At 64.1% G+C, this 21,297-nt stretch carries 15 protein-coding genes and 1 pseudogene; 10 read left to right on the top strand and 6 right to left on the bottom strand.

Annotated elements, in window-relative coordinates; genetic code table 11:
* A pseudogene (locus Q8N40_RS02890) lies at window positions 1-831 on the top strand (agarase); the annotation flags it as partial.
* Window positions 832-910: 79 nt separating this feature from the next.
* On the opposite strand, the gene ppsA reads toward Q8N40_RS02890, so the two are convergent.
* The 3 genes from ppsA to Q8N40_RS02875 all read right to left on the bottom strand — a co-directional run bounded on the left by ppsA (window position 911) and on the right by Q8N40_RS02875 (window position 6,787).
* Window positions 911-3,316, bottom strand: coding sequence for a phosphoenolpyruvate synthase (gene ppsA, locus Q8N40_RS02885; protein ID WP_305710736.1), 2,406 nt, complete (start codon window positions 3,314-3,316; stop codon window positions 911-913).
* A gap of 52 nt (window positions 3,317-3,368) precedes the next feature.
* The gene (locus Q8N40_RS02880) at window positions 3,369-5,456 is read right to left on the bottom strand and encodes an ABC transporter permease (RefSeq protein WP_305710735.1); all 2,088 of its coding nucleotides are present in this window, start codon (window positions 5,454-5,456) and stop codon (window positions 3,369-3,371) included.
* A 62-nt stretch (window positions 5,457-5,518) separates the two neighbouring features.
* Entirely contained in the window at window positions 5,519-6,787 is a 1,269-nt protein-coding gene (locus Q8N40_RS02875) for an efflux RND transporter periplasmic adaptor subunit (protein ID WP_305710734.1), read from the bottom strand.
* Window positions 6,788-6,984: 197 nt separating this feature from the next.
* Here Q8N40_RS02875 and Q8N40_RS02870 point away from each other — a divergent pair, with 197 nt between their 5' ends.
* The 5 genes from Q8N40_RS02870 to hemC all read left to right on the top strand — a co-directional run bounded on the left by Q8N40_RS02870 (window position 6,985) and on the right by hemC (window position 11,463).
* Entirely contained in the window at window positions 6,985-8,190 is a 1,206-nt protein-coding gene (locus tag Q8N40_RS02870) for a CaiB/BaiF CoA-transferase family protein (RefSeq protein ID WP_305710733.1), read from the top strand.
* A gap of 26 nt (window positions 8,191-8,216) precedes the next feature.
* A complete protein-coding gene (locus Q8N40_RS02865) occupies window positions 8,217-8,993 on the top strand; it encodes an enoyl-CoA hydratase/isomerase family protein (protein ID WP_305710732.1) in 777 nt (258 codons plus the stop codon).
* Between the two features lie 44 nt (window positions 8,994-9,037).
* On the top strand, window positions 9,038-9,499 hold the full coding sequence (locus tag Q8N40_RS02860) for a MaoC family dehydratase (RefSeq protein ID WP_305318850.1): 462 nt from the start codon (window positions 9,038-9,040) through the stop codon (window positions 9,497-9,499).
* 4 nt (window positions 9,500-9,503) lie between these two features.
* The gene (locus Q8N40_RS02855) at window positions 9,504-10,361 is read left to right on the top strand and encodes a CoA ester lyase (RefSeq protein WP_305318851.1); all 858 of its coding nucleotides are present in this window, start codon (window positions 9,504-9,506) and stop codon (window positions 10,359-10,361) included.
* Between the two features lie 118 nt (window positions 10,362-10,479).
* The gene (gene hemC, locus Q8N40_RS02850) at window positions 10,480-11,463 is read left to right on the top strand and encodes a hydroxymethylbilane synthase (protein ID WP_305318852.1); all 984 of its coding nucleotides are present in this window, start codon (window positions 10,480-10,482) and stop codon (window positions 11,461-11,463) included.
* Window positions 11,464-11,514: 51 nt separating this feature from the next.
* Here hemC and hemE read toward each other — a convergent pair whose 3' ends face one another.
* The 3 genes from hemE to Q8N40_RS02835 form a co-directional block, all read right to left on the bottom strand.
* Window positions 11,515-12,552 (bottom strand): uroporphyrinogen decarboxylase, encoded by a 1,038-nt coding sequence (gene hemE, locus Q8N40_RS02845; protein ID WP_371135596.1) that lies wholly within the window; start codon window positions 12,550-12,552, stop codon window positions 11,515-11,517.
* Between the two features lie 114 nt (window positions 12,553-12,666).
* Entirely contained in the window at window positions 12,667-14,499 is a 1,833-nt protein-coding gene (locus tag Q8N40_RS02840; RefSeq protein ID WP_371135595.1) for a PHA/PHB synthase family protein, read from the bottom strand.
* A 115-nt stretch (window positions 14,500-14,614) separates the two neighbouring features.
* Window positions 14,615-15,985, bottom strand: coding sequence for a PLP-dependent aminotransferase family protein (locus Q8N40_RS02835; RefSeq protein WP_305318854.1), 1,371 nt, complete (start codon window positions 15,983-15,985; stop codon window positions 14,615-14,617).
* Between the two features lie 425 nt (window positions 15,986-16,410).
* Here Q8N40_RS02835 and Q8N40_RS02830 point away from each other — a divergent pair, with 425 nt between their 5' ends.
* Genes Q8N40_RS02830 through Q8N40_RS02815 form a run of 4 tightly spaced genes read left to right on the top strand, consistent with a single transcriptional unit; the run spans window position 16,411 to window position 21,186 of the window.
* Window positions 16,411-17,295 (top strand): xanthine dehydrogenase family protein subunit M, encoded by an 885-nt coding sequence (locus Q8N40_RS02830; protein ID WP_305710730.1) that lies wholly within the window; start codon window positions 16,411-16,413, stop codon window positions 17,293-17,295.
* On the top strand, window positions 17,292-17,810 hold the full coding sequence (locus tag Q8N40_RS02825) for a (2Fe-2S)-binding protein (protein WP_305710729.1): 519 nt from the start codon (window positions 17,292-17,294) through the stop codon (window positions 17,808-17,810). Before Q8N40_RS02830 ends, Q8N40_RS02825 begins: the two co-directional genes overlap by 4 nt.
* Window positions 17,807-20,212, top strand: coding sequence for a xanthine dehydrogenase family protein molybdopterin-binding subunit (locus tag Q8N40_RS02820; RefSeq protein WP_305710728.1), 2,406 nt, complete (start codon window positions 17,807-17,809; stop codon window positions 20,210-20,212). The genes Q8N40_RS02825 and Q8N40_RS02820 overlap by 4 nt, the downstream gene beginning before the upstream one ends.
* A complete protein-coding gene (locus tag Q8N40_RS02815) occupies window positions 20,209-21,186 on the top strand; it encodes an amidohydrolase family protein (protein WP_305710727.1) in 978 nt (325 codons plus the stop codon). Before Q8N40_RS02820 ends, Q8N40_RS02815 begins: the two co-directional genes overlap by 4 nt.
* Window positions 21,187-21,297: the final 111 nt, after the last annotated feature.

The raw sequence follows: 21,297 nt of genomic DNA, 5'->3' as shown, positions 1-21,297 counted from the left end.
TCACCCGACTGGCGCGGTGCTGACGAGCTGCTGACGCTGTTTCTGAATCTGCCGTCGCACCGCCCCGGCCGCGTCGCCGCCATCGCACGACTGCAGGAGCATTATCGCGAATTCTCGCAGTTCAACGCGGTCTGGCAGACGCCGGCGCGCTCATGGGAGCAACTCGCCGCGATGGGACGTGTCGAAGCGCCGTTCTTCCGAATGCCAGCCGGAGGCCTGAATGACGCGATCGAGCTCAAGGCCAACCTCGCCAACCCGGCCCGCGCGGCATTTTCCGCCGATTGCGACGCCTTCCTGGCCGTCGTCGCCGATCGATATTTCGAGGTGTGCGTCTCGGCCATCAAGGCTGCCGACCCCAATCACCTTGTGATCGGCTCCCGCTTCGGCTATCAGGCGCAATCCAGTGTGATCGCCGCGGCAGTCCGCTATCTCGATGTGATCTCGTTCAATTGCTACGAACTCGATGCGACCCCGCAGATCGATGCCTATGCCGCTGGCGGCAAGCCGTGCCTGATTTCGGAATTCTCCTTCCGCGGCGACGATGCCGGCCTGCCCAACGGCCACGGTGCCGGGCCTCGGGTCGCCAGCCAGACCGAGCGCGCCCAGTGCTTCGAGCGCTACGTCACCGCCGCCCTGCGCAAGCCCAATGTGGTCGGTTACCACTGGTTCGAGCATGCCGACCAGCCGGCGGAAGGGCGGTTTGACGGTGAGAATTCGAACTACGGCACGGTGACGATCGGCGACGATCCCTATGTCGAGCTCACGGAAACCATGACCAGGGTCAACGCCGCGGCCGAGCGGATTCACGCCGAATCCGCGCCAGGCGGCTAGCCCGGCGGGCCTGGACAAAAAATTACGAAAACAACCCCATGTACAGTAGGCCGCGGTGCAGCAATTATGCTGCGTCGCGTCAAGCCGTATACTTCGCGGCCTCGGCTTCGCGAACCGCCGCCATGGTGCGAAACACGCTCGATGGATTGACGCTGATCGAATCGATGCCGAGCTGCGTCAGGTAGCGCGCGATCTCCGGATAATTCGCCGGCGCTTCGCCGCAGATGCCGACGTGCCGCCCGTTACGTTTGGCCCCGGTGACGGCCAGCCTGAACATCTCCAGCATACCCGGATCGCGCTCGTCGAAATCGAAGGCGACGATATCGGAATCGCGGTCGACCCCCAGCGTCAATTGGGTGAGATCGTTGGAGCCGATCGAGAAGCCGTCGAACAATTGCGCGAACGCGTCGATCTGGATGACGTTGTTCGGAATCTCGCACATCACGTAGATCTCGAGTCCGTTCTCGCCGCGCTTCAGGACGTTGGCGGCCATGGTCGCGATCACGCGCTTGCCTTCTTCGACGGTCCGGCAGAACGGCACCATGATGCGAAGATTGGAGAGTCCCATTTCCTCGCGCACCCGGCGCAGCGCGGCACACTCCAGCGCAAACCCTTCCGCGTAGGCCGGGTGGCTGTAGCGGGAAGCGCCCCTGAATCCCAGCATCGGATTCTCTTCTTTCGGCTCGAAGGCCTCGCCGCCGAGCAGGCTGGCATATTCGTTGGTCTTGAAGTCGGAGAGCCGCACGATCACCGGCTTCGGATAGAACGCCGCGGCAATGGTGCCGACGCCTTCAGAAAGCCTCTCGATGAAAAAGTCGGCTGGCGCCTTGTAGCCTTCGACCAGACGGGCGATCGCGGTTCTCGCTTTCGCCGAAGCGATCTTGTCCGGCTTGAGCAGCGCCATCGGGTGGACGCCGATATGCTCGGAGATGATGAACTCCATGCGGGCGAGGCCGACGCCCGATTGCGGCTGCATCGCGGTCCGGAATGCCATTTCGGGGGTGCCGACATTGACCATGATCGGCGTGCGCGGCGCCTTGAGTTCGCTCAGCGGCGTTCGCGTGACGTCGAAGGCCACCGCGCCCTGATAGACGTTTCCCACATCGCCTTCGGCGCAGGAGATCGTGACGTTGGTTCCGGTCTTCAGCCTTTCGGTCGCGTGCGTTGCACCCACCACGGCTGGAATGCCGAGTTCGCGCGCCACGATGGCAGCGTGGCAGGTGCGACCGCCCTTGTCGGTGATGATGCCGCCCGCGATCTTCATCACCGGCTCCCAGTCCGGACTGGTTGCCGGCGCCACCAGGATCTCGCCCGGCTTGAAGGTCGAGAGGTCCCGCGCGCTGGCAATGCGGCGGGTGCGTCCGGAGGCGATCTTTTCGCCGACCGCGCGGCCGGTGACGATGACGGAGCCTTTTTCCTTGAGATTGTAGGTCTCGAACATTTCAGCCGAACGCTGCGAAGCCACCGTCTCGGGCCGCGCCTGGATGATGTAGAGCTTGCCGTCGCCGCCGTCCCTGGCCCATTCGATATCCATCGGCATTGGCCCGCCGGCATGTTTCGAGTAATGCGCCTCGATCCGCACCGCAAAATCAGCAAGGCTCAGTACCTCGGCATCGGAAATGCAGAATTTCCGCCGCTCGGCTTCCGGCACGTTCCGGGTCAGCGTCGCATGGCTGCCGCCGTGCTTGCCGTAGATCATCCGGATCTGTTTGCCGCCGAGTCGGCGCCGCAACACGCGGCGGAAGCCCTTGGCGAGGGTTGGCTTGTGCACGTAGAACGCGTCTGGATCGACCTGGCCCTGCACGATGGTTTCGCCGAGGCCGTAACAGCCGGTGACGAAGACCACGTCGCGAAATCCGGATTCGGTATCGAGCGTGAAGATGACCCCGCTGGCGCCGATGTCGGAACGCACCATTTTCATTACGGCGACGGAAAGGAAAACCTTGAAGTGGTCGAAGCCGTTGTCGATGCGGTAGGAAATCGCGCGATCGGTGAAGATCGAGGCAAAGCAGCGCCGGCAGGCCTCGAACAGGTCCTTCGGCCCGCGTACATTGAGGAAGCTTTCATGCTGGCCGGCAAAACTCGCGGTCGGCAGGTCTTCCGCCGTCGCCGAACTGCGCACCGCGACAGCGACGCCTTTGCCGGCTTCCCGCTCCAGCTGCCGGTAGGCTTCCATGATCTGGTCGCGGACCGGCGCGGTATCCATCGCCTGGTAGATGACGGCGCGCGCCTTGGCAGCGGCGGCAGCCAGCCGCTTGATCTTGCTCTTGTCCAGACCGTCGAGCAGCTGATGCAGTTGCTCCGCGACGCCAGGCTGCGACAGCGCATCGCGATAGGCGTCGGCGGTGATGGCGAACCCGTTGGGAACGGCGACCCCTTCGGATGCGAGGGTCGAATACAGTTCGCCGAGCGAGGCGGTCTTGCCGCCGACCAGCCCGACGTCATTCAACCCGAGTTCGAGAAACGATCTGATATATTTTGTCATGGCGCCAGTAGATCAGGCCGGACATGGCGGATATTGAGCGAGGTCAAACCGCTCACTCGTAGCGCAGCGCTTCGATCGGATCGAGCCGGGCGGCCTTGCGGGCCGGATAGTAGCCAAAGAAGATGCCGACGGCGGCCGAAAACAGGAATCCGCCGGCTATGGCTGCCAGCGATATCGGCGCCGGCCAGCCGGTGATGGCGGAGACCGCCAGTGAAAGTGCCGCGCCGATGACAATTCCGGCGATGCCGCCGCTGACGCTGATGAAGATCGCCTCGGCCAGAAACTGCAATAGCACGTGCAGCCGTCGGGCGCCGATCGCCATCCGCAGTCCGATCTCCCGGGTCCGCTCCGTCACCGAAACCAGCAGGATGTTCATGATGCCGATGCCGCCGACCAGAAGCGATATCGATGCCACCGAGGCCAGCAGGAGCGCCATGATGCGGCTGCTGCCCTCCGCGGTCTCTGCGATCTGGCTGAGGTTGCGGACCGAGAAATCATTGCTGGCGCCCGGCCGGATGCGGTGACGGCGGGCCAGAATATCGGTGGCCTGGCTGATCGCGGTCTGAATGCTGTTCTGGTCCACCGCCTGCACGTAGATCTGGTTCACGAAGCCGGTCATGCGCGGCTGCAGCCCGTAGGGATTCGGCGGCGCCGGATAGATCCAGTTGATGGCGGTTTGCGCCTGGCTTGGCGCAGCCACCCCCAAAATCTTGCGCTCGGCGGTCGTGAACGGAACCATGATGAGATCGTCCTGGTCCTGCCCGAACGATGTCTGCCCCTTGCTGTCGAGCACTCCGATCACTCGCAGTGAGACGCCCCTGGCCTGCACCAGCGCGCCGATCGGGTTCTGCGAGGCGCCGAACAATTGCCGGCGCACGGTCTCGCCGAGCACGACGACAAGTCCGGCGCTCCGCTCGTCCTCCGATGTGATCGCCCGCCCGGCGGCGATCTGCCAGTTCGTCATCGGCGGGTAGTTGAAGCTGACGCCCTGGATGCCGGTGGTCCAGTTCTGGCTGGCAAACCGGATCTGGCCGGACTGGCGGATCAGATAGCTCACTTCGCCTGCGGCCGGCGCTTCCCGGCGGATCGCCTGAACGTCGGCCACGGTCAGTGTTGATGCGCTGCCGGATCCGCCGCGTGCGCCGCCGCTGGTGGCGGCGCCGGGCACGATCACCACGAGGTTGGTGCCGAGCCTTGCGATTTCCTTGCGGACCGCCTCGTTGGCCCCCTGGCCGAGCGACACCATGACAATCAGGGCGGCGACGCCGATGAAGACCCCGAGCATGGTCAGTGCCGAACGCATCTTGTTGCGCCAGATCGCCTCCGCCGCCGCCGTCATCACCATCCATGCGAACGGCCATGATGCGCCCGACGATGCGGCGAAGCGCGACGGCGCGAGCGGGAAGGGCAGGGCCTGCTCGCGTGCCGGGCCGGCCGGGGCGGATGTCTGCGGGGTAGTCGCTTCGAGCCTTGGCTTGCGCACATCCGAGATGATCTGGCCATCGCGCATGGTCAGCACGCGGTCGGCAAAGGCGGCGACGTCGGGCTCGTGGGTCACCACGATGATGGTGACCCCCTGTTCGCGGTTGAGCGAACTGAGCGTCTGCATGATCTCGTGAGAGTTGCGCGTATCGAGATTGCCGGTCGGTTCATCCGCCAGCAGCAGGCTGGGCTGATTGATCAGCGCGCGGGCGATCGCGACGCGCTGCTGCTGCCCGCCGGAGAGCTGGCCGGGGGTGTTGCGTTCGCGGTCGCGCAGCCCGAGCTTGTCCAGCACCGCGCGCGCCCGCTCCAAGCGCATTCGCGCATGGGCCTGGCCGGACATGGCATACAACAGTGGCAGGGCGACGTTGTCGATGGCGCTGGTGCGCGGCAACAGATTGAAGCTCTGGAACACGAAACCGAGCCGTTCGCTGCGCAGGCCCGCGAGATCGGGCTCGGCAAGCTGCGCCACGTCGATGCCGTCGAACCAGTAGTGGCCGCAGCTCGGCCGGTCGAGGCAACCGAGGATCGACATCAGCGTCGACTTGCCGGATCCCGACGCGCCCATGATGGCGATGAATTCGCCGTGCTCGACGGTCAGGTCGACCTCGCGAAGCGCATGAACGTCGATGTCGCCGACATGATATGTCCGCGACACGCCTTCAATCCTGATGACCGGCTCCGCCATTTCAGTCCATTGCCGCGTTGTCGGCTGTTCAATCAGAGTCGCGGTCGCGGCACGCTCGCGCGCCCCTTTGCCGCGCTCGGCGCTTCGCCGAGGATGACGTTGTCGCCCGGCTCGAGATCGCCCTGAGCGATCTCGGTAAATTCGTCGTCGTCGAGGCCGGTCGCAACCTGAATGGGCGTGGCCTTGCCGTCGCGAAGCACAAAGATGCGCGGCTGTGCCGTTTCGCGAGCGGCGTTTCCGGTCGGGACATAGCGCAGCGCCTGGTTCGGAACCCGCAGCACGTCGCTACGCTGGTCGGTCAGGATACGCGTCGCGGCGGTGAGGCCTGGCTTGAGCGCGAGATCGGAATTCTGGACGCTGACGACGACGTCGTAGGTGACGACGTTCTGCACCGTTTGCGGGGACTGCCGAACCTGGCTTACCGTCCCCTCGAATACACGCCTGGGATAGGCATCGACGGTGAATGTCGCCTTGTTGCCTTGCCTGACGCCGCCGATGTCGCTTTCGCTGACATTGGCGTCAACCTGCATTTTGGTGAGGTCGGTCGCGATCAGGAACAGCGTGGGAGTCTGGAAACTGGCCGCGACAGTCTGCCCGATGGTAACGTTGCGCGAAACCACGGTGCCGTCCACCGGCGAGATGATTTTGGTATAATCGAGGTTGACCTGTGCGGCGTCCAGCACGGCCTGGCGCTGCTGGATGGTCGCTTCGTCAAATGTGATCTGGGCAAGGGCCTGCAAGTATTCGCTGTGCGCGCTGTCGTAGGCGTCTTTCGATACGGCTTTGGTCTCGACCAGTGTCGCCAGCCGTTCATACGCCACCTTGGCATAGGTCAGCGATGCCTTGTCCTTCTCCAGTTGCGCGCGCGCGACGGCGAGGTTGGCTTTCGCCTGATCGACGATGCTCTGGTAGGGGCGTCCGTCGATCCTGGCGCAGATCTGTCCGCGCTTCACCTGGGTATTGTAATCGCAGGTCAATTCCTGGATCACGCCGGAGACATAGGTCCCGACGATGATGGTCAATTCCGGATTGACCGTGCCGGTGGCGTTGATTCCGCGGGCAATCCCGCCGGTGGTGACCGGCGCGGTTTCATATCGAACAACGGCGTCGCTGCCGACCGACCACCAGATGCCGCCGGCCGCGGCAAGCAGCAGCACCGCAATGGCGACGATGATCCAGCGCCGGGTCGCAAATCGTGGCTGCGCCGGCGGTTCCCCGACCGGGTGCACGGCTGACGGAGGCGACGCCTGTGGCAACGCTTCCCCGCTTGCGGGTGCGCCGGGGCCGAGCTGCTTGTTCATGTCGCGTAGGCTCCGGGTGCATGATGGCCGTTGCCGCAGCTATAAAGACTAGCGCGGGACCTGATCTGGATTGTTGATTGGGATCAAGGTTCGTCCCGTGGTGCGGAATTCGCCGAATCCTTGACTCGCCGATAGCCATCCTCTTCTGTTTACGGACCGCGTCGAGCGGTCACCCCTCCGCCGGGAAAAACAAGAAAATGACCGTCAAACGGAAAATGTCGCCGACGCATGAAGCGCCCTATCGCGGCTTGCGGGTGCTGGACTTCGGGCAGGGCATCGCGTCACCCTATTGCGCGATGTTGCTGGGTGTTTACGGCGCCGACGTGATCAAGGTCGAGCCGCCGGAGGGCGACTGGTCGCGCTACCTCGGGACCACCTATGGCAGCCACACCGCACTGTCGGCGGTCTACAACAGGGGCAAGCGCAGCCTGTGCCTCGACCTGAAGCAAGCCGAGGGCATCGTGATCGCCAAGCGGCTTGCCGCCGAGAGCGACGTGCTGATCGAGGGATTCCGTCCCGGCGTCGCCGCGCGGCTCGGCATCGGCTATGAGGAACTGTCGCGCGACAATCCGGGCCTGATCTATCTCTCGATCTCCGGCTTCGGACAGGACGGTCCGTATTCAAAGCGTCCTGGCTCGGATTCGGTGGCGCAGGCTTTTTCCGGACTGGTCTCGGTCAACCTCGGCAACGACAAGGTTCCGCACCGGGTCGGCCACACCATCTCCGACGTCGCCACCGGGGTGTACGCATTTCAGGCCATCGCCACTGCGCTGTTCGCCCGCGCCACCGTCGGCGCCGGCCGCTGGATCGACGTCAACCTCGCGCAATCCACCGCAGCCCTGCTCGGCCACAAGGCTGCCGAATATGTGCTGGAAGGCGGTACCCCGCGCGCGCTCAACGTGCCAGCGGGCTCATATCAGACCAGCGATGGCTGGATCATGGTGACGCTGGTGAACGAAGCGCAATACAAGCGCCTCTGCAGCGCGATCGAACGCGGGGATCTCGCCAGCGATCCGCGCTATCAGGATTTTGCCAGGCGCGCCGATGCGGCCGACGTGCTGATGGCGCAATTGCGCGAGGTTTTCCTGACTGAAACCAGCGAAACCTGGCTCGGGCGGCTTCACGCGGCCGATATCATCGCCGAACATATCCTCACTCCCGGCGACTGGCTGCACAATGTCCATGTCGAGGCGACCAGGGGCGCGGTCTGTCAGGACACAGCTGGCATTGGGAAGATTTATACCGCGCGCACGCCGGGTATCGCGGGACCATCCGAAGACGACCTGCGGCCGGCGCCTGATATCGGCGCCGACAGCCGCAATGTCCTGCTCGACGCCGGCTTCGCTTCGGATGCCATCGACGGCCTGATCAGCGCCGGCATTGTCCGCACCTGCGCCTGCTAGGCCGGACCACAAGGAGACCATGCGCCATGGCCCAGGACCTCGTCCGCTATGCCGTTACCGATGCGATTGCCGAGATCACGCTCGACCGCGCCCCAGTCAATGCGCTGAGCCTCGCGCTGATTGACGCGCTGCTGGCGGCGCTGGCGAAGGCGCGGGACGACGAGAGCGTGCGCGCGATTATCATCTGTAGCGCCCACAAGGTATTTTGCGCCGGGCTCGATCTCGACATCATCAGGGGCAAGCGCGCGACCGAGACCAAGGGCTTTCTCGAGCGGCTCTATTTCGCCCTCAACGACATCCAGTACCGCATGGGCAAGCCGACCATCGCCGCGGTCGATGGCGCGGTGCGGGCCGGCGGCATGACCATCGCGATATCCTGCGACATGATCATCGCCGGGGATGCCTGCACCTTCGGCTATCCCGAGATCGATGTCGGATTGATTCCGGCGCTGCATTTCGTGCAATTGCCGCGACTGGTCGGCAAGCATCAGGCCTTTGGGCCGCTGTTTCTTGGCGATCCCTTCGATGCTGCAACCGCGTTCCGCATGGGTCTTCTCAGCGAGGTAGTACCGAAGGGCACGGCGCTGGCGCGGGCCCGGGAGCTTGCGCGGCGTCTGGCCGCCAAGTCGCCTGTTGTCATGAAGATCGGCCGTGACGCCTTCATGCGGGCTGTGGATGCCGACTACCGCCGCTCGGTCGAGAATGCGGCCGAGAGCTTTGCCCTTGTCGCCAGCACGGAAGATTGTCAGGAAGGGCTCAACGCCTTCGTCGAGAAGCGGGCGCCAAAATATACCGGGCGCTGACGGGCGTTATTGAAGCAATCAACACCTGATAACGGGGGGACGCAATGGCAGGATTATATTTTGAGGAGTTCGAGGTCGGCCGCGAATATCATCATGAGTTCAGTCGCACCGTCACCGAGATGGACAACACCATGTTCAGCCTGATGACGATGAATCCGCAGCCGCTGCACCTCGACGCCCATTTCTCGGAAAATACCGAGTTCGGCCAGCGGCTGTTCAACAGCCTTTACACGCTCGGCATCATGATCGGCATGAGCGTCTACGACACCACGCTCGGCACCACCATCGGCAATCTCGGCATGACCGACGTCAAGTTTCCAAAACCGGTGTTTCACGGCGATACGCTGAAGGCGCATACCAAAATCATCTCCAAACGCCTCAGTCAGTCACGACCGACCCAGGGCATCGTCGAATTCGAGCACACCGCGACCAACCAGCGCGGCGAGGTGGTGGCAAGCTGCCGCCGCACCGGACTGATGCATTGCAAACCTGAACCGAAGGCCTGAATCGATGCGCTCATTTCTGTTCGTTCCCGGCGACAGCGTCCGGAAATTCGAAAGCGCGAAGAAGACCGCGGCCGACGCGCTGATCCTCGATCTTGAGGATTCAATCGCGCCGGACCAGAAGGTGACCGCGCGCGGCATCACCCGCGACATGCTGGGCGCGCGTAATCCCGCCCAGAAGATCTACATCCGCGTCAACGCGCTCGATACCGGGATGACGCTCGGCGATCTCGCCGCTGTGATGCCGGGCCGTCCCGACGGCATCGTATTGCCAAAATGCGAAGGTGCCGCCAGTGTGAATCATCTGGCGCTGTATCTCGACGCCTTCGAGGCGGCGTTCGGCACCGGGTCGGGCACCACCCGGATCGTCGTGGTCGCGACCGAAACCGCGCGGGCCGTGACAAAACTGCTCGACTTCGAGGGCGCCAGCCCGCGGCTGTGGGGCATGATGTGGGGTGCAGAGGATCTCGCGGCCTCGCTCGGCGCCTCGCGCAACCGCAGCAATGGCCGCTTTCACGGCCCGTTCCTGCTGGCGCGCGATCTCTGCCTGATCAGCGCCGCCGCCATCGGCGTGGTGGCGATCGACACCATCGCGACCGACATCGACGATCTCGCAGGCCTGAAGGAAGAGGCGATCGCCGCCCGTCAGGACGGATTTTTGTCAAAGGCGGTGATCCACCCCAGGCATGTCGACGTCGTCAACGCCGCTTTCATGCCGACGCCGGAGGAAATCGCCTGGTCGGAGAAGATCGTGAGAGCGTTCGACGACAATCCCAATTCCGGGGTGGTCAAGATCGACGGCAAGATGATCGACAAGCCGCATCTGCGCGCCGCCGTGAAAATACTGGCGCTGGTCGGTCGGTAGGGCCGTGGGATGGGCAAAGGCGCGTCTTTGTGCGCCCGTTGGCTTTGCCCACCCTAGGATTTGCGGATAGAACAAACCCGGCGCGAATGTTTTTCGCGCGCATGACCGAATGGAGCTCATGGTGGCAGTTTCAATGCGTATCGGCACGCGCAAGAGCACCATGGCGTTGGCCCAGACCGAGGAAATCGCCCGGCGGTTGCAAGCCGCCGCGCCCGAGCTCGACGTCGACATCGTCAAGTTTGAAACTGTCGGGGATACCGACCAGACCAGCAAGCTGCTGATGCATGGCGGCAAGGGCGGCGCCTTCGTCGCCGAAATCCGCGCCGCCGTCAGGGCGGGCAGACTGCACGCCGCGATGCATTCGCTCAAGGACATGCCGGGCAACGAGGACACGCCGGGGCTGGTGATCGGCGCGACACTGGCGCGCGATCCGCCGACCGATGCGCTGGTGCTGCGGCCCGGCGTTTCGTTCGAAGAAATCAACCGTTCCGCCGGCAGGGGTTTTCGGATCGGCACCAATGCGGTGCGCCGCGCTGCCTATGCGCGGCGGCTGTTTCCCGAAATCGAGGTGATTCATTTTCGCGGCGCCGCTGATACGCGGGTACGAAAACTCGACAATCGCGAACTGCAGCGGTTGCCCGGCGGCGGTGAGGTCGGCCCGGCCGATGCCCTGATCATGGCGCGCTCCGGGCTGGAACGCGTCGGGCTTGCCAACCGGATTTCGCATGAATTCTCGCCGCGCGAAATGCTGCCGGCGGCAGGGCAGGGCATCGTCGCGGTGGAATGCGCTACCGGCGACTGGCAGACACGGCGCTATCTTTCCCTGATCGACGATCCCTGGGCGCATCTGAGCTGCGACGCCGAGCGCGAGGTGCTGTGGGTGCTCAACGGCCACTGCAACTCGCCGGTCGCAGCCTATTCGACCATCGACGGCGTGCAGATGACGCTGACCGCCTCGGTGCTGGACGAAGCCGGCGGGCAGTTCATCGAAGTCACCCGCGAAGGCCCGGCCGATCGTCCGCGCGAACTCGGCCGCGCCGTGGGGCTCGATCTGCTGGCCAAGGGTGCGGCCGAGATTATCGAGCGCAGCCGGCCGGTGTGACTTTCTTCCCTCTCCCACAAGGGGAGAAGGAAAGCGCGCGCATCCTTCGCCTTACCCCCGATACGCACGCACCCGCGCCACCATCTGCTCGACATGCGCGATCGGGGTTTCCGGCTGGATGCCGTGGCCGAGGTTGAAGATGAAGCGACCGCCGGCAAAACTCGCCAGCACGTCGTCGACCGCGCGGTCCAGCGCCTCGCCGCCGGCGATCAGCACCAGCGGATCGAGATTGCCCTGCACCGCCACTTTGGTCTGCACGCGCTCGCGGATCAGCGACGGCTCTGCCGCCCAGTCGATGCTGACGCCATCGACGGCGGTGGCTTCCACATAGCCCGGCAGCTGCGCGCCGGCGCCGCGGGGAAAGCCGATGATCTTCGCACCGGGCACTTGGCTACGCACGCCTTCGACGATGCGCCGGGTCGGCTCCACCGACCAGCGCTGGAATTCGCGCGGCGGCAGCACGCCGGCCCAGGTATCGAAAATCTGCAGCACGTCGGCACCGGCCTTGAGCTGTCCCAGCAGATATTGAATCGAGTTCTCCACCAGCACGTCGATGATCTTCGAAAACGCTTCGGGATGGCGATAGGCCATCATCCGCGCCGGCGCCTGGTCGGGCGTGCCCTGTCCGGCCACCATGTAGGTTGCCACCGTCCACGGCGCGCCGCAAAAACCGATCAACGCGATCTCTGGATCGAGTTCGCGACGCACACGGCGCAGCGCCTCATAGACCGGTTCGAGTTTCGTAAAGTCACCCTTCGAGGCCAGCGTGCCGACCTTGTCCGGTGTGTCCAGGGGATCGAGCCTCGGCCCTTCGCCGACTTCGAACCGCACCGAACGCCCGAGCGCGTAGGGTATCACAAGAATATCAGAGAAGATGATGGCGGCGTCGAAGTTGAAGCGTCGGATCGGCTGCAGCGTCACCTCGGCGGCATATTCCGGCGTAAAGCAAAGATCGAGAAAGCCGCCGGCCTTGGCGCGCAATTCGCGATACTCCGGCAGATAACGCCCGGCCTGCCGCATCATCCATAGCGGTGGGACCGGTTGCCTGCGGCCGGAGAGAACTTCGACGAAGGGCTTTGTGGGGGGAATCTGGGTCAAGCGCGGTTCCGTGGTTCGACAGCAGCATTTGCCGCTCCTGATACACCGCTACTGCGGTCTTGACCACGGCCACCGCGAGGACGCTTTCCCCGAATTCTATCGACATCACCGCTGGAATACGTAGGTGCCTGGGGCATCTTCGGTCGGCATATAACCTCTTTCGCGGGCGCCCATACCAGGCGGTGACACCCGCTCCGGCGCGGAATGGCTGGCGAGCCAGTTGGTCCAATCCACCCACCATGATCCGTCTTTCGACTCGGCCGCTGCAGCCCACTCGTCCGGGGCGAGACAAGTATCGGCGCTACGCTTGAAAGCGATGCGAAAATGCCGGTGCTGGTGGCCGGGCTCACTGACGATCCCGGCGTTGTGCCCGCCGCTGGTGAGCACGAAGGTGACGTCGGTATCGGTGAGATAGTGGATCTTGTAGACCGACCGCCATGGCGCGACATGATCGCGCTCGGTTCCGACGACGAACATCGGCGCGCGGATGTTCTGGAGCGCGGCCGTCCGTCCGTCGACTATGAAACTACCGGCCGCAAGCTCGTTGTCGAGATAGAGCCGCTGCAGATACTCCGCATGCATTTTGTAGGGCATGCGGGTGGAGTCGGCGTTCCATGCCATCAGATCGGTCATGGGCATCCGCTCGCCCATCATATATTCGTGCACGAGCCGCGACCAGATCAGGTCGTTGGTGCGCAGAAGCTCGAAGGAGCCTGCCATCTGGTCGGCGGAGAGATAGCCCTTGTTCCACATCATGCTCTCCAGAAAATGCATCTGGCTGTGGTCGATGAAAAGGGCGAGCTCACCGGGTTTGGTGAAGTCGGTCTGGGCTGCGAGCAGAGTGACGGTCGCCAGGCGGTCGTCGCCGGCGCGGGCCATGGCGGCGGCCGCGATCGATAGTAGCGTTCCGCCAAGGCAATACCCCGTCGCGTGGACCTTGCGCCCGGGAACGATGGCGCTGACGGCCTCGAGCGCGGCCATGACGCCGGAACGTCGATAATCCTCCAAGGTAAGCTCGCGATCTTCGGCGCCTGGATTGCGCCAGGAGATGCAGAAGACTGTGTGGCCCCGTCCGACCAGATAGCGGACGAGCGAGTTCTGCGGCGACAGATCGAGAATGTAGTACTTCATGATCCAGGCCGGCACGATCAGCACCGGCTCGGCCATGACCGTCTCCGTCGATGGCGCATATTGAATCAGTTCGATCAGGTGGTTCCGATAAACGACCTTTCCGGGCGTGACGGCGACCTCTTTGCCGGCCCTGAAATTCTCCGTGCCCAATATTGGCTGCCTGGTGATCAGCCGGCTGGCGTCCTCCACCCAGTTCTGGAACCCGCGAATGAGGTTGGCCCCGCCGGTCGCGACGGTTTTCTCGATCACTTCGGGGTTGGTGAACGGGAAGTTCGACGGCGAGAACATATCGAGGAACTGACGTGCGGCGAAGGACACCACCTCTTCATGGTGCGGAGCGACGCCGGGCACTTCGCGGGTGACGTTGTGCCACCATTGCTGATTGAGCAGGAAGGCTTGAGCCAGGAAATTGTAGGGTTGCTTGTGCCATCCCTCGGCGCGAAACCGGTAGTCGCCCGGCAGCGGCTCGATGCACGGCGGCGCATCGGGATCGCGTGCTGCGGCTGTGCAGTGGGCCATCAGGCGAGTCGCCTTCCGTGACGCCTTGTCGATCAATTCGAGGCGTTTTCCGGGAGCCGCCGCAAGATGAATGGACCAATCAAAGAAGGCAAGGGCCAGCGACGCCGGAGAAATTCCTCCGGTCGACTGCGCGGTGAGGGCTTCGCGCATCCGGTCGATGGCGCGAAAAGCTTCGCTGCCGACGCTTTCCTCGGCCGGCGGCAACGATACTGACCGTACCGCGCGAGTTGGGACTGACGGAGACTGTACTGACGGAGCCTGTTCCGTCTTCGTTGAAGGGATTACCATTCTACCTGGATAATCTTTTTGCAGAGCGAGGAGCGTCTTCCTTGTATCCAGCGCAGGTCAACAACTGTTGACCTGGATCAAGGCGTGGCCGTGTTCTGCTCCGGGGTGCCGCTGTTCACACGAACGAGATCGCCTCGGCCATTTCGAGAATGCGCCGGATTTCGACCAGCGCGCGTTCAAGGTCGGCTTCGGTGGCGGGCGCACCGAGGCAGAGTCGGACGCCGAGGCTTTCGTTCTCCATCCGCCGCAGCGCCCCGGGCGGCGCGAGCGTGATGCCGGCTTGCGCGGCCTGCGCGATCAGCGCCGCCAGCGTGCGGCCGGCGGGCAGCGGCAGCCAGAGATGAAAGCCCGGAACGGTGTTCGCGGCCGGCAGCCATTCGCCAAGCACCCGCCGCGCGATGGCGCAGCGTATCGCGGCCTTGTCGCGCTTCAGCTTGGCCTGCCGCGCCATCCCGCCATTGTGGATCAGCCGCGCCACCACTTCGGCCATCACGGGCACCGCCATCCAGCCGGTGGCGCGCAGCGCGTTGATCGTGCGGTCGCGAAACGCTTCCGGCGCGATCATCGCGGCGATGCGAAGGCCCGGCGCCAGGCACTTGGCAAAGCTGACGACGTAGAAGCTGCGTTCGGGAATGAGCCGCGACACCGGGGCGAGCGGCGGCGACAGCAGATAGCCGTAGGCATCGTCCTCCAGCAAATAGGCGTCGTGCCGGCGCACGATCCCGGCGATCTCCTGCCGGCGCGCCGGCGGCATCACCGATCCCGTCGGCGTCTGCAGCGTCGGCATGCAATAGAGCACGCGCGCCCGGGTCTCGGTGAAGGCGCGATCGAGATTTTCCGGGATCAGCCCGTGCGAGTCGGTGGCGACGCCATGCAGCCGGTAGCCCGACTGCGCCGACAGCGCCAGCATGCCGGAATAGGTGTAGCTCTCGGTCAGCACGGTATCATCTGATGCTGCGACCATGCCGAGCGCGATCGACAGCGCATGCTGCCCGCCATGAGTGATGAAGAGCTGGTCGGCATCGGCTGCGACGCCGAGCGAGCTGAACCAGGTCGCTATCGCCTCGCGATGCCTTGGCAGGCCCTGATGCGGCAGATAGCCGAGCAGGTTCGACAACTCGCCATCGGCGACGATGTCCGACAGCACGGATGCAATGACGTCGTCCTCGCCGGTATGGGGCGGGACGTTCAGTGCCAGATTGATCGTCGCCTCCGACGCGCCGGGGCCGCGCGCTTCTGGCCGCCGCCGTTGCACGAAGGTGCCGCGACCGACTTCGCCCGATATCAATCCGCGCTGTTCGGCTTCCGCATAGGCTTTTGAAACGGTCCCGACGCTGAGATCGAGCCGCTGCGCCATATCACGCTGCGGCAGCAATCGCATGCCGGGCTTGACCCGGCCGGCGCCGATATCGACCTCGAGTGCGGCAACGAAGGCTAGGTAGCGTGGCCCGGGGAGCGAGGCGAGGCTGGGTACCCAATCGGTCATTCCTGTGATCCGCGTGGACGAATTGGTGGGCAATCCATTGACTAGTACAATTTCTGAATTGTTGCAATATTTGATATAGGGTCGGAGTGGTTAGAAGGCCAATACGGTGGCCAGGTTCAGGAATCTATCGGATAAGATACTGATAATAAATAATATTATTCAACATTGGTGTATTCGATCATTCGGTTAATTGAACCAACTCAATCACACAGTAACTTCGAATTGCCTCAGTTTACATTTGACAATTTCCGGCCGCGGCTTCTATCGTCCATCCCAAGGCAGCGGTTTTCACAAGCTGTCCGCAACAATGGGAGTGCGTGTTGACCCATCCGATCCGGATCCCCGCGGCCGCAAAGGGCGGTACCGAAAACCAGATCGTCCCGGTGCTGTCGCCGGCGATCGCCGGCCCGCCGCCGGGCTAGCGAATGAAGCCCGCCCCCTTCGATTATGTCAGACCGGATACGCTCGCCGAAGCCTGCGCGCTATTGGCGGGCGACGAGGATGCGCGGGTCATCGCCGGCGGGCAAACGTTGGTTCCGATGCTGGCGATGCGGCTGGCGCGTCCCGCAAAGCTGATCGATATTTTGCGCCTGCCTGAGCTTGCGGGTATTCGCGAGGAAAACGGCGCGGTCGTTGTCGGCGCCGCCACGCGCCAGGCGCAGGCCGAGCGCGATCCCGTGATCCGTGCCTCGGTGCCGATGCTGGCGCGGGTGCTGCCATGGGTCGGGCATCCGCCGACCCGCAACCGCGGCACCGTCGGCGGCTCCATCGCGAACGCCGACCCGTCGGCCGAGATTCCGCTTGTTGCCGTCACGCTCGGCGCCGAGATCCTGCTCGCTACGCCCGATGGCCCGGCATCGATGCCCTCTGACGATTTCTTCGTCGGGCCGATGCTTACCGCGATCGGGCAGGGCGAATGCGTGCGTGCGATCCGCTTTCCGGTCTGGCCGCATAAGCGCATCGGTACGGGCTTTTTCGAGATCAGCGCGCGCAAGTCGGATTTTGCTTTCGTCGCGGCCGCCGCACAGGTCGCCCTTGATGAGGAAGGGCGCTGCCTCGACGTCGCGCTCGGCGTCGGCGGCGTCGGTGATCGGCCGTTGCGGCTCGATGTATCTTCGCTCAGTGGAACCAGGCTGGATGCGGCGTCGATCCGCGAAGCGGTCAACGCCGCTTCCGGCGAACTCGACGCGATGAGCGACCTGCACGCCAGCGCTGCCTATCGCCGCCGTGTCGCGGTCACGCTCGGCATTCGCGCGCTCGAAGCGGCGCGCGACAACGCCGCTGCGAACCCCGGGAAAGGTGCGCGATGAAAGTCGATCTGCGCATCAACGGCGTCAACCGCGTCGCCGATGTCGAGCCGCGCAAGACCCTGCTCGACGTGCTGCGTGAGAATTTTCTGCTCAATGGCACCCACGCCGGCTGCGAGCATGGCGTCTGCGGCGCCTGCACGGTGCTGGTCGATGGCGAGCCGGTGCGGTCCTGCCTGATGTTCGCGGTTCAGGCCGACGGCTACGAGATCACCACCATCGAGGGCTTGGCGCCGGCGCCGGGCGAACTCAGCGTGATCCAGGACGCCTTCTGCGAAACCCATGGCCTGCAGTGCGGCTATTGCACGCCCGGCATGATTTTAGCCGCGCACGCTCTGTTGCAGAACACGCTGGCGCCAACGCGCGAGGACATTGCCGAGGCGATTTCCGGCAATATCTGTCGCTGCACCGGCTACGGGCAAATCATCGAGGCGGTGCAGTTCGCCGCCGATCGCCTGCGCGTCGCCAACACGCCGCGCCCGATACTGACCGAAAAACCCGTCGTGGAGGCGAAATGAGCGCCGATCCCGCGACCTTCCGTTTTGTCTCCACCAACCGTCGCGTCCGCGAGGACCGCCGTTTCGTAGCCGGCCAGGGCCACTTCGTCGCCGACGTCGCACTCGAAGGGTTGCTGCATGTCGCGATCCTGCCGTCGCAGCATCCGGCCGCGCGCATCGTCTCGATCGATGCCTCGGCGGCGCTGGCGATGCCGGGCGTGCATTACGTGCTGTCAGGCGATGAACTCGCTGCGGCGACCGATCCCCTGATGAACGGGCTGGATACGCCGAACGTTCGCCGTTATCCGCTCGCGGTAGGGCAAACACGTTATGCCGGCGAATGGGTGGTGGCCGTAGTCGCCGAAACCCGCGCGCTCGCCGAAGACGCTACCGAGAAAGTTCGCGTCATTTATGAGCCACTGCCGTTCGTGATGAATGCGGAAGAGGCGCTGAAGCCGGACAGCCCGCCGGTACATCCGGCTCATGGATCCAACGTGCTGCTCGACCGCACCTTCGTGTGGGGTGAGGTCGACAAGCATTTCGCCGAGAGCCCTCGAGAACTTTCGTTCCGCGTCACCTGGGGCCGCAGCTCCACGGTGCCGATCGAGACCTTCGGTGTCGCAGCGTCCTGGGATCCATGGCGCGACATGCTGGATGTTTGGGCGTCGATCCAGATGCCGAAATACCCCGACCAGATCGCGCGGGCCCTGCGCATTCCCGCCAACAACGTTCGCGTCCATCAGGACGTCGACGTCGGCGGCAGCTATGGCGTCAAGCGCGGCATCAAGCAGACCGTGCTGGTGGCGCATCTGGCCCGGCGGCTCGGCCGCCCGGTGCGGCTGATCGAGGACCGGTTGGAGAACATGCGCGGCGGCGACGCCCATGGCCCCGAGCGAATTTTCGATATCGATGTCGCCTTCAATGACGACGGCATCGTCAAGTCGATGAAGATCCGCGCATTGGATAATGCCGGCGCCTATGCCGGCCGCGCGCCGTTCCAGCTTGGCAAGCCGATCGGCGCCATCGTCGGTCCGTACCGGATCGAAAGCGTGCAGTACCGCGCGCAGTCGGTCACTTCGAACAAGGCTGTGCAGGAAGCGGTGCGTGGTTTCGGCCAGGCTCCGACCAATTATGCGATCGAGACCGCGATCGACAAGGTCGCCGCAGCCACCGGCCTGGCGCGTATCGAGGTGCGCCGCCGCAATTTCATTCGCAAGGACCAGTTCCCCTATCTGATCCCGAGCGGGAGCACCTATGATAGCGGCGACTATCATACCGTCGTCGACAAGGTGTTCGCGCATATCGACTTTGCATCGATGGAGAAGGAGCGCGACCGCCTGCGTGCCTCCGGCCTGCTCGCCGGCATCGGCATCGCGGCGTGCCTCGAACCATCAGGCGCCAATTCATCGTTCGAGCCGCTGCTCAACGAAAAGAACACCACCACCACTTGGATGGATTCCTGCCGCATCGTCATCGATGCGCTCGGTTTCGTCACCGTGACCATCCACAACACCTCGTCGGGGCAAGGGCACGAGACCCTGGTCGCGACCGTGGTCGGCGAAGTCCTGCAGATCGAGCCCGATTTGATCCGCGTGATCCGCCCGGATTCGCTGGCCTGTTTGCCGTCCAACTCGCCGGTCGGCAGCCGTATGGCGATCATGCTCGGCGGCGCAGCGTTTCACGCCGCGCAAAAACTCAAGACAAAGCTGACGCGGATCGGTGCGCATCAATTTGCCGTTGCCGAGGACAAAGTGGCCTATGCAAACGGCAGTGTTGCGAGCACCGACAAGCAATTGGCATGGATAGAACTCGTTACCATTGCCCATCGCCAATATCATATGCTGCCGGAGGGCACGGAGCCCGGCCTCGAAAGCACGCATGTGATGCAGGTGCCGACCGGCGGCACCCTGCCGAAGGACGGGCGGGTGCAGATGTATCCGTGCCACTCCTTCGAGTTTCACGTGGTGCTGATGGCGATCGATCCCGCGCTCGGCAAACCCGACATCAGGCGTTACGTGATCGGCCATGACTGCGGCACCGTGATCAATCCTCACATCGTCAAGGGCATGACACTCGGCGGCCTCGCCCACGGTCTCGGCGCGGCGCTGCTGGAGGAGTTCGTCTACGACGACGAGGGCCACCTGATGACCCAGAGTTTCATGGACTACCTGCTGCCCTCGGCCCACGAGGTTCCGGAGGTCGAGATCGTGCATCACTGCACGCCGTCGCCATTCACCGTGTTTGGCCAGAAGGGCTCTGGCGAAAGCGGCTACCTCGGCGCGCCCGCCGCAATCTCGGCCGCGGTCAATGACTGCGTGTCGCCGCTCGGCATTTCCTTCAACAAGCTGCCCATCCGCATTTCCGCCATCGGTGACGCCATCGCCGACGCGCAACAAGGCAAACCGCAAGAGCAAGCCAAATGATCATCGACTGCCACGCCCATCTGGTGCCGCCGAGCCTGCTGGACTCGATTCGTTCGCAGGCCGCGCAATTCCCGTCGATCCGCCTGATCGAGGATGGCGGCAGCCTCGGTTTCTCCTTTGGCGGCGGCAAGCCGACCCGGCCGGTGTCGAAGCCGCTGAGCGATCTGCCCGCCCGCCTGAAATGGATGGACGAGCAGAAGATCGAGCGTCAGGTGGTCGGCGGCTGGCTCGACATGTTCGCCTATGAAGTCCCGGCGGCGGAGGGCGCGGCCTGGTCGCGGCTGATCAATACCCACCTGGCGCAAATCGCGATGCGCGAGCCGCGCCTCGTGCCGCTCGCCACCGTTCCGCTGCAGGACGGCGCGCGCGCCGCCGAGGTGCTGCGCGAGGCGCATGCCGCGGGCTTCAAGGGCACGATGATCGGCACCCAGCCGAAGGGCAAGGGTGGCGTGCTCGACGATCCCGCGCTGACGCCGTTCTGGGAAGCCGCCAACGAGTTGGGCTCGGTGGTGTTCATCCATCCGGTGTTCGAAAGCGGCGACGACCGCGTCCATGATTACGGCATGGCCAATGCGGTCGGGCGCATCACCGATACGCTGATCGCGATGTCGCGGCTGATCTATGCCGGCCATGTCACCCGCTATGCCAATGCCAAGATCGTCGCCGGCATCGGCGGCGCGGCGCTGCCTTACGTGATCGGCCGGCTGCGAAGGAATTATTCGCTCGACAAGGACAAGCTCGGCGATCCCGACGCGGCGCTGGCGGCGATGTATTACGACACCATCGTGCAGGATTTTCGTGCGCTGCGCTACCTCGCCGACATCGTCGGTGCTGACAGGATCATGATGGGTTCGGACATGCCGTTTCCGATCGGCGATCTCGCGCCGACCAAAATCGTCGCCGATACCCAATTCTCCGAGGCCGAGCGCGCCGCCATCAATGGTGGTTTGGCGCAGCGGCTCTTTGGACTGTAAGGGCGCTCGCCATGAAGCTCGATATCGGCGGTGCCGAAACCATAGAGGTACCGGTCGAAGTGCTATGGCAGGCGCTCAACGATCCCGCCGTGCTGACGCGTTGCATTCCCG

Origin of the sequence: Bradyrhizobium sp. (assembly GCF_030693485.1) — a bacterium.
GTDB lineage: Bacteria > Pseudomonadota > Alphaproteobacteria > Rhizobiales > Xanthobacteraceae > Bradyrhizobium.
Note: the sequence above shows the minus strand (reverse complement) of the source record. Positions and strands in the feature narration are given on the sequence as shown.

Coding starts and splice junctions, on each gene's coding strand:
- ppsA (WP_305710736.1), bottom strand. CDS start 3,316: ATGACAAAATATATCAGATCGTTTCTCGAACTCGGGTTGAATGACGTC.
- Q8N40_RS02875 (WP_305710734.1), bottom strand. CDS start 6,787: ATGAACAAGCAGCTCGGCCCCGGCGCACCCGCAAGCGGGGAAGCGTTG.
- Q8N40_RS02870 (WP_305710733.1), top strand. CDS start 6,985: ATGACCGTCAAACGGAAAATGTCGCCGACGCATGAAGCGCCCTATCGC.
- Q8N40_RS02865 (WP_305710732.1), top strand. CDS start 8,217: ATGGCCCAGGACCTCGTCCGCTATGCCGTTACCGATGCGATTGCCGAG.
- Q8N40_RS02860 (WP_305318850.1), top strand. CDS start 9,038: ATGGCAGGATTATATTTTGAGGAGTTCGAGGTCGGCCGCGAATATCAT.
- Q8N40_RS02855 (WP_305318851.1), top strand. CDS start 9,504: ATGCGCTCATTTCTGTTCGTTCCCGGCGACAGCGTCCGGAAATTCGAA.
- hemC (WP_305318852.1), top strand. CDS start 10,480: ATGGTGGCAGTTTCAATGCGTATCGGCACGCGCAAGAGCACCATGGCG.
- Q8N40_RS02840 (WP_371135595.1), bottom strand. CDS start 14,499: ATGGTAATCCCTTCAACGAAGACGGAACAGGCTCCGTCAGTACAGTCT.
- Q8N40_RS02835 (WP_305318854.1), bottom strand. CDS start 15,985: ATGACCGATTGGGTACCCAGCCTCGCCTCGCTCCCCGGGCCACGCTAC.
- Q8N40_RS02830 (WP_305710730.1), top strand. CDS start 16,411: ATGAAGCCCGCCCCCTTCGATTATGTCAGACCGGATACGCTCGCCGAA.
- Q8N40_RS02825 (WP_305710729.1), top strand. CDS start 17,292: ATGAAAGTCGATCTGCGCATCAACGGCGTCAACCGCGTCGCCGATGTC.
- Q8N40_RS02820 (WP_305710728.1), top strand. CDS start 17,807: ATGAGCGCCGATCCCGCGACCTTCCGTTTTGTCTCCACCAACCGTCGC.
- Q8N40_RS02815 (WP_305710727.1), top strand. CDS start 20,209: ATGATCATCGACTGCCACGCCCATCTGGTGCCGCCGAGCCTGCTGGAC.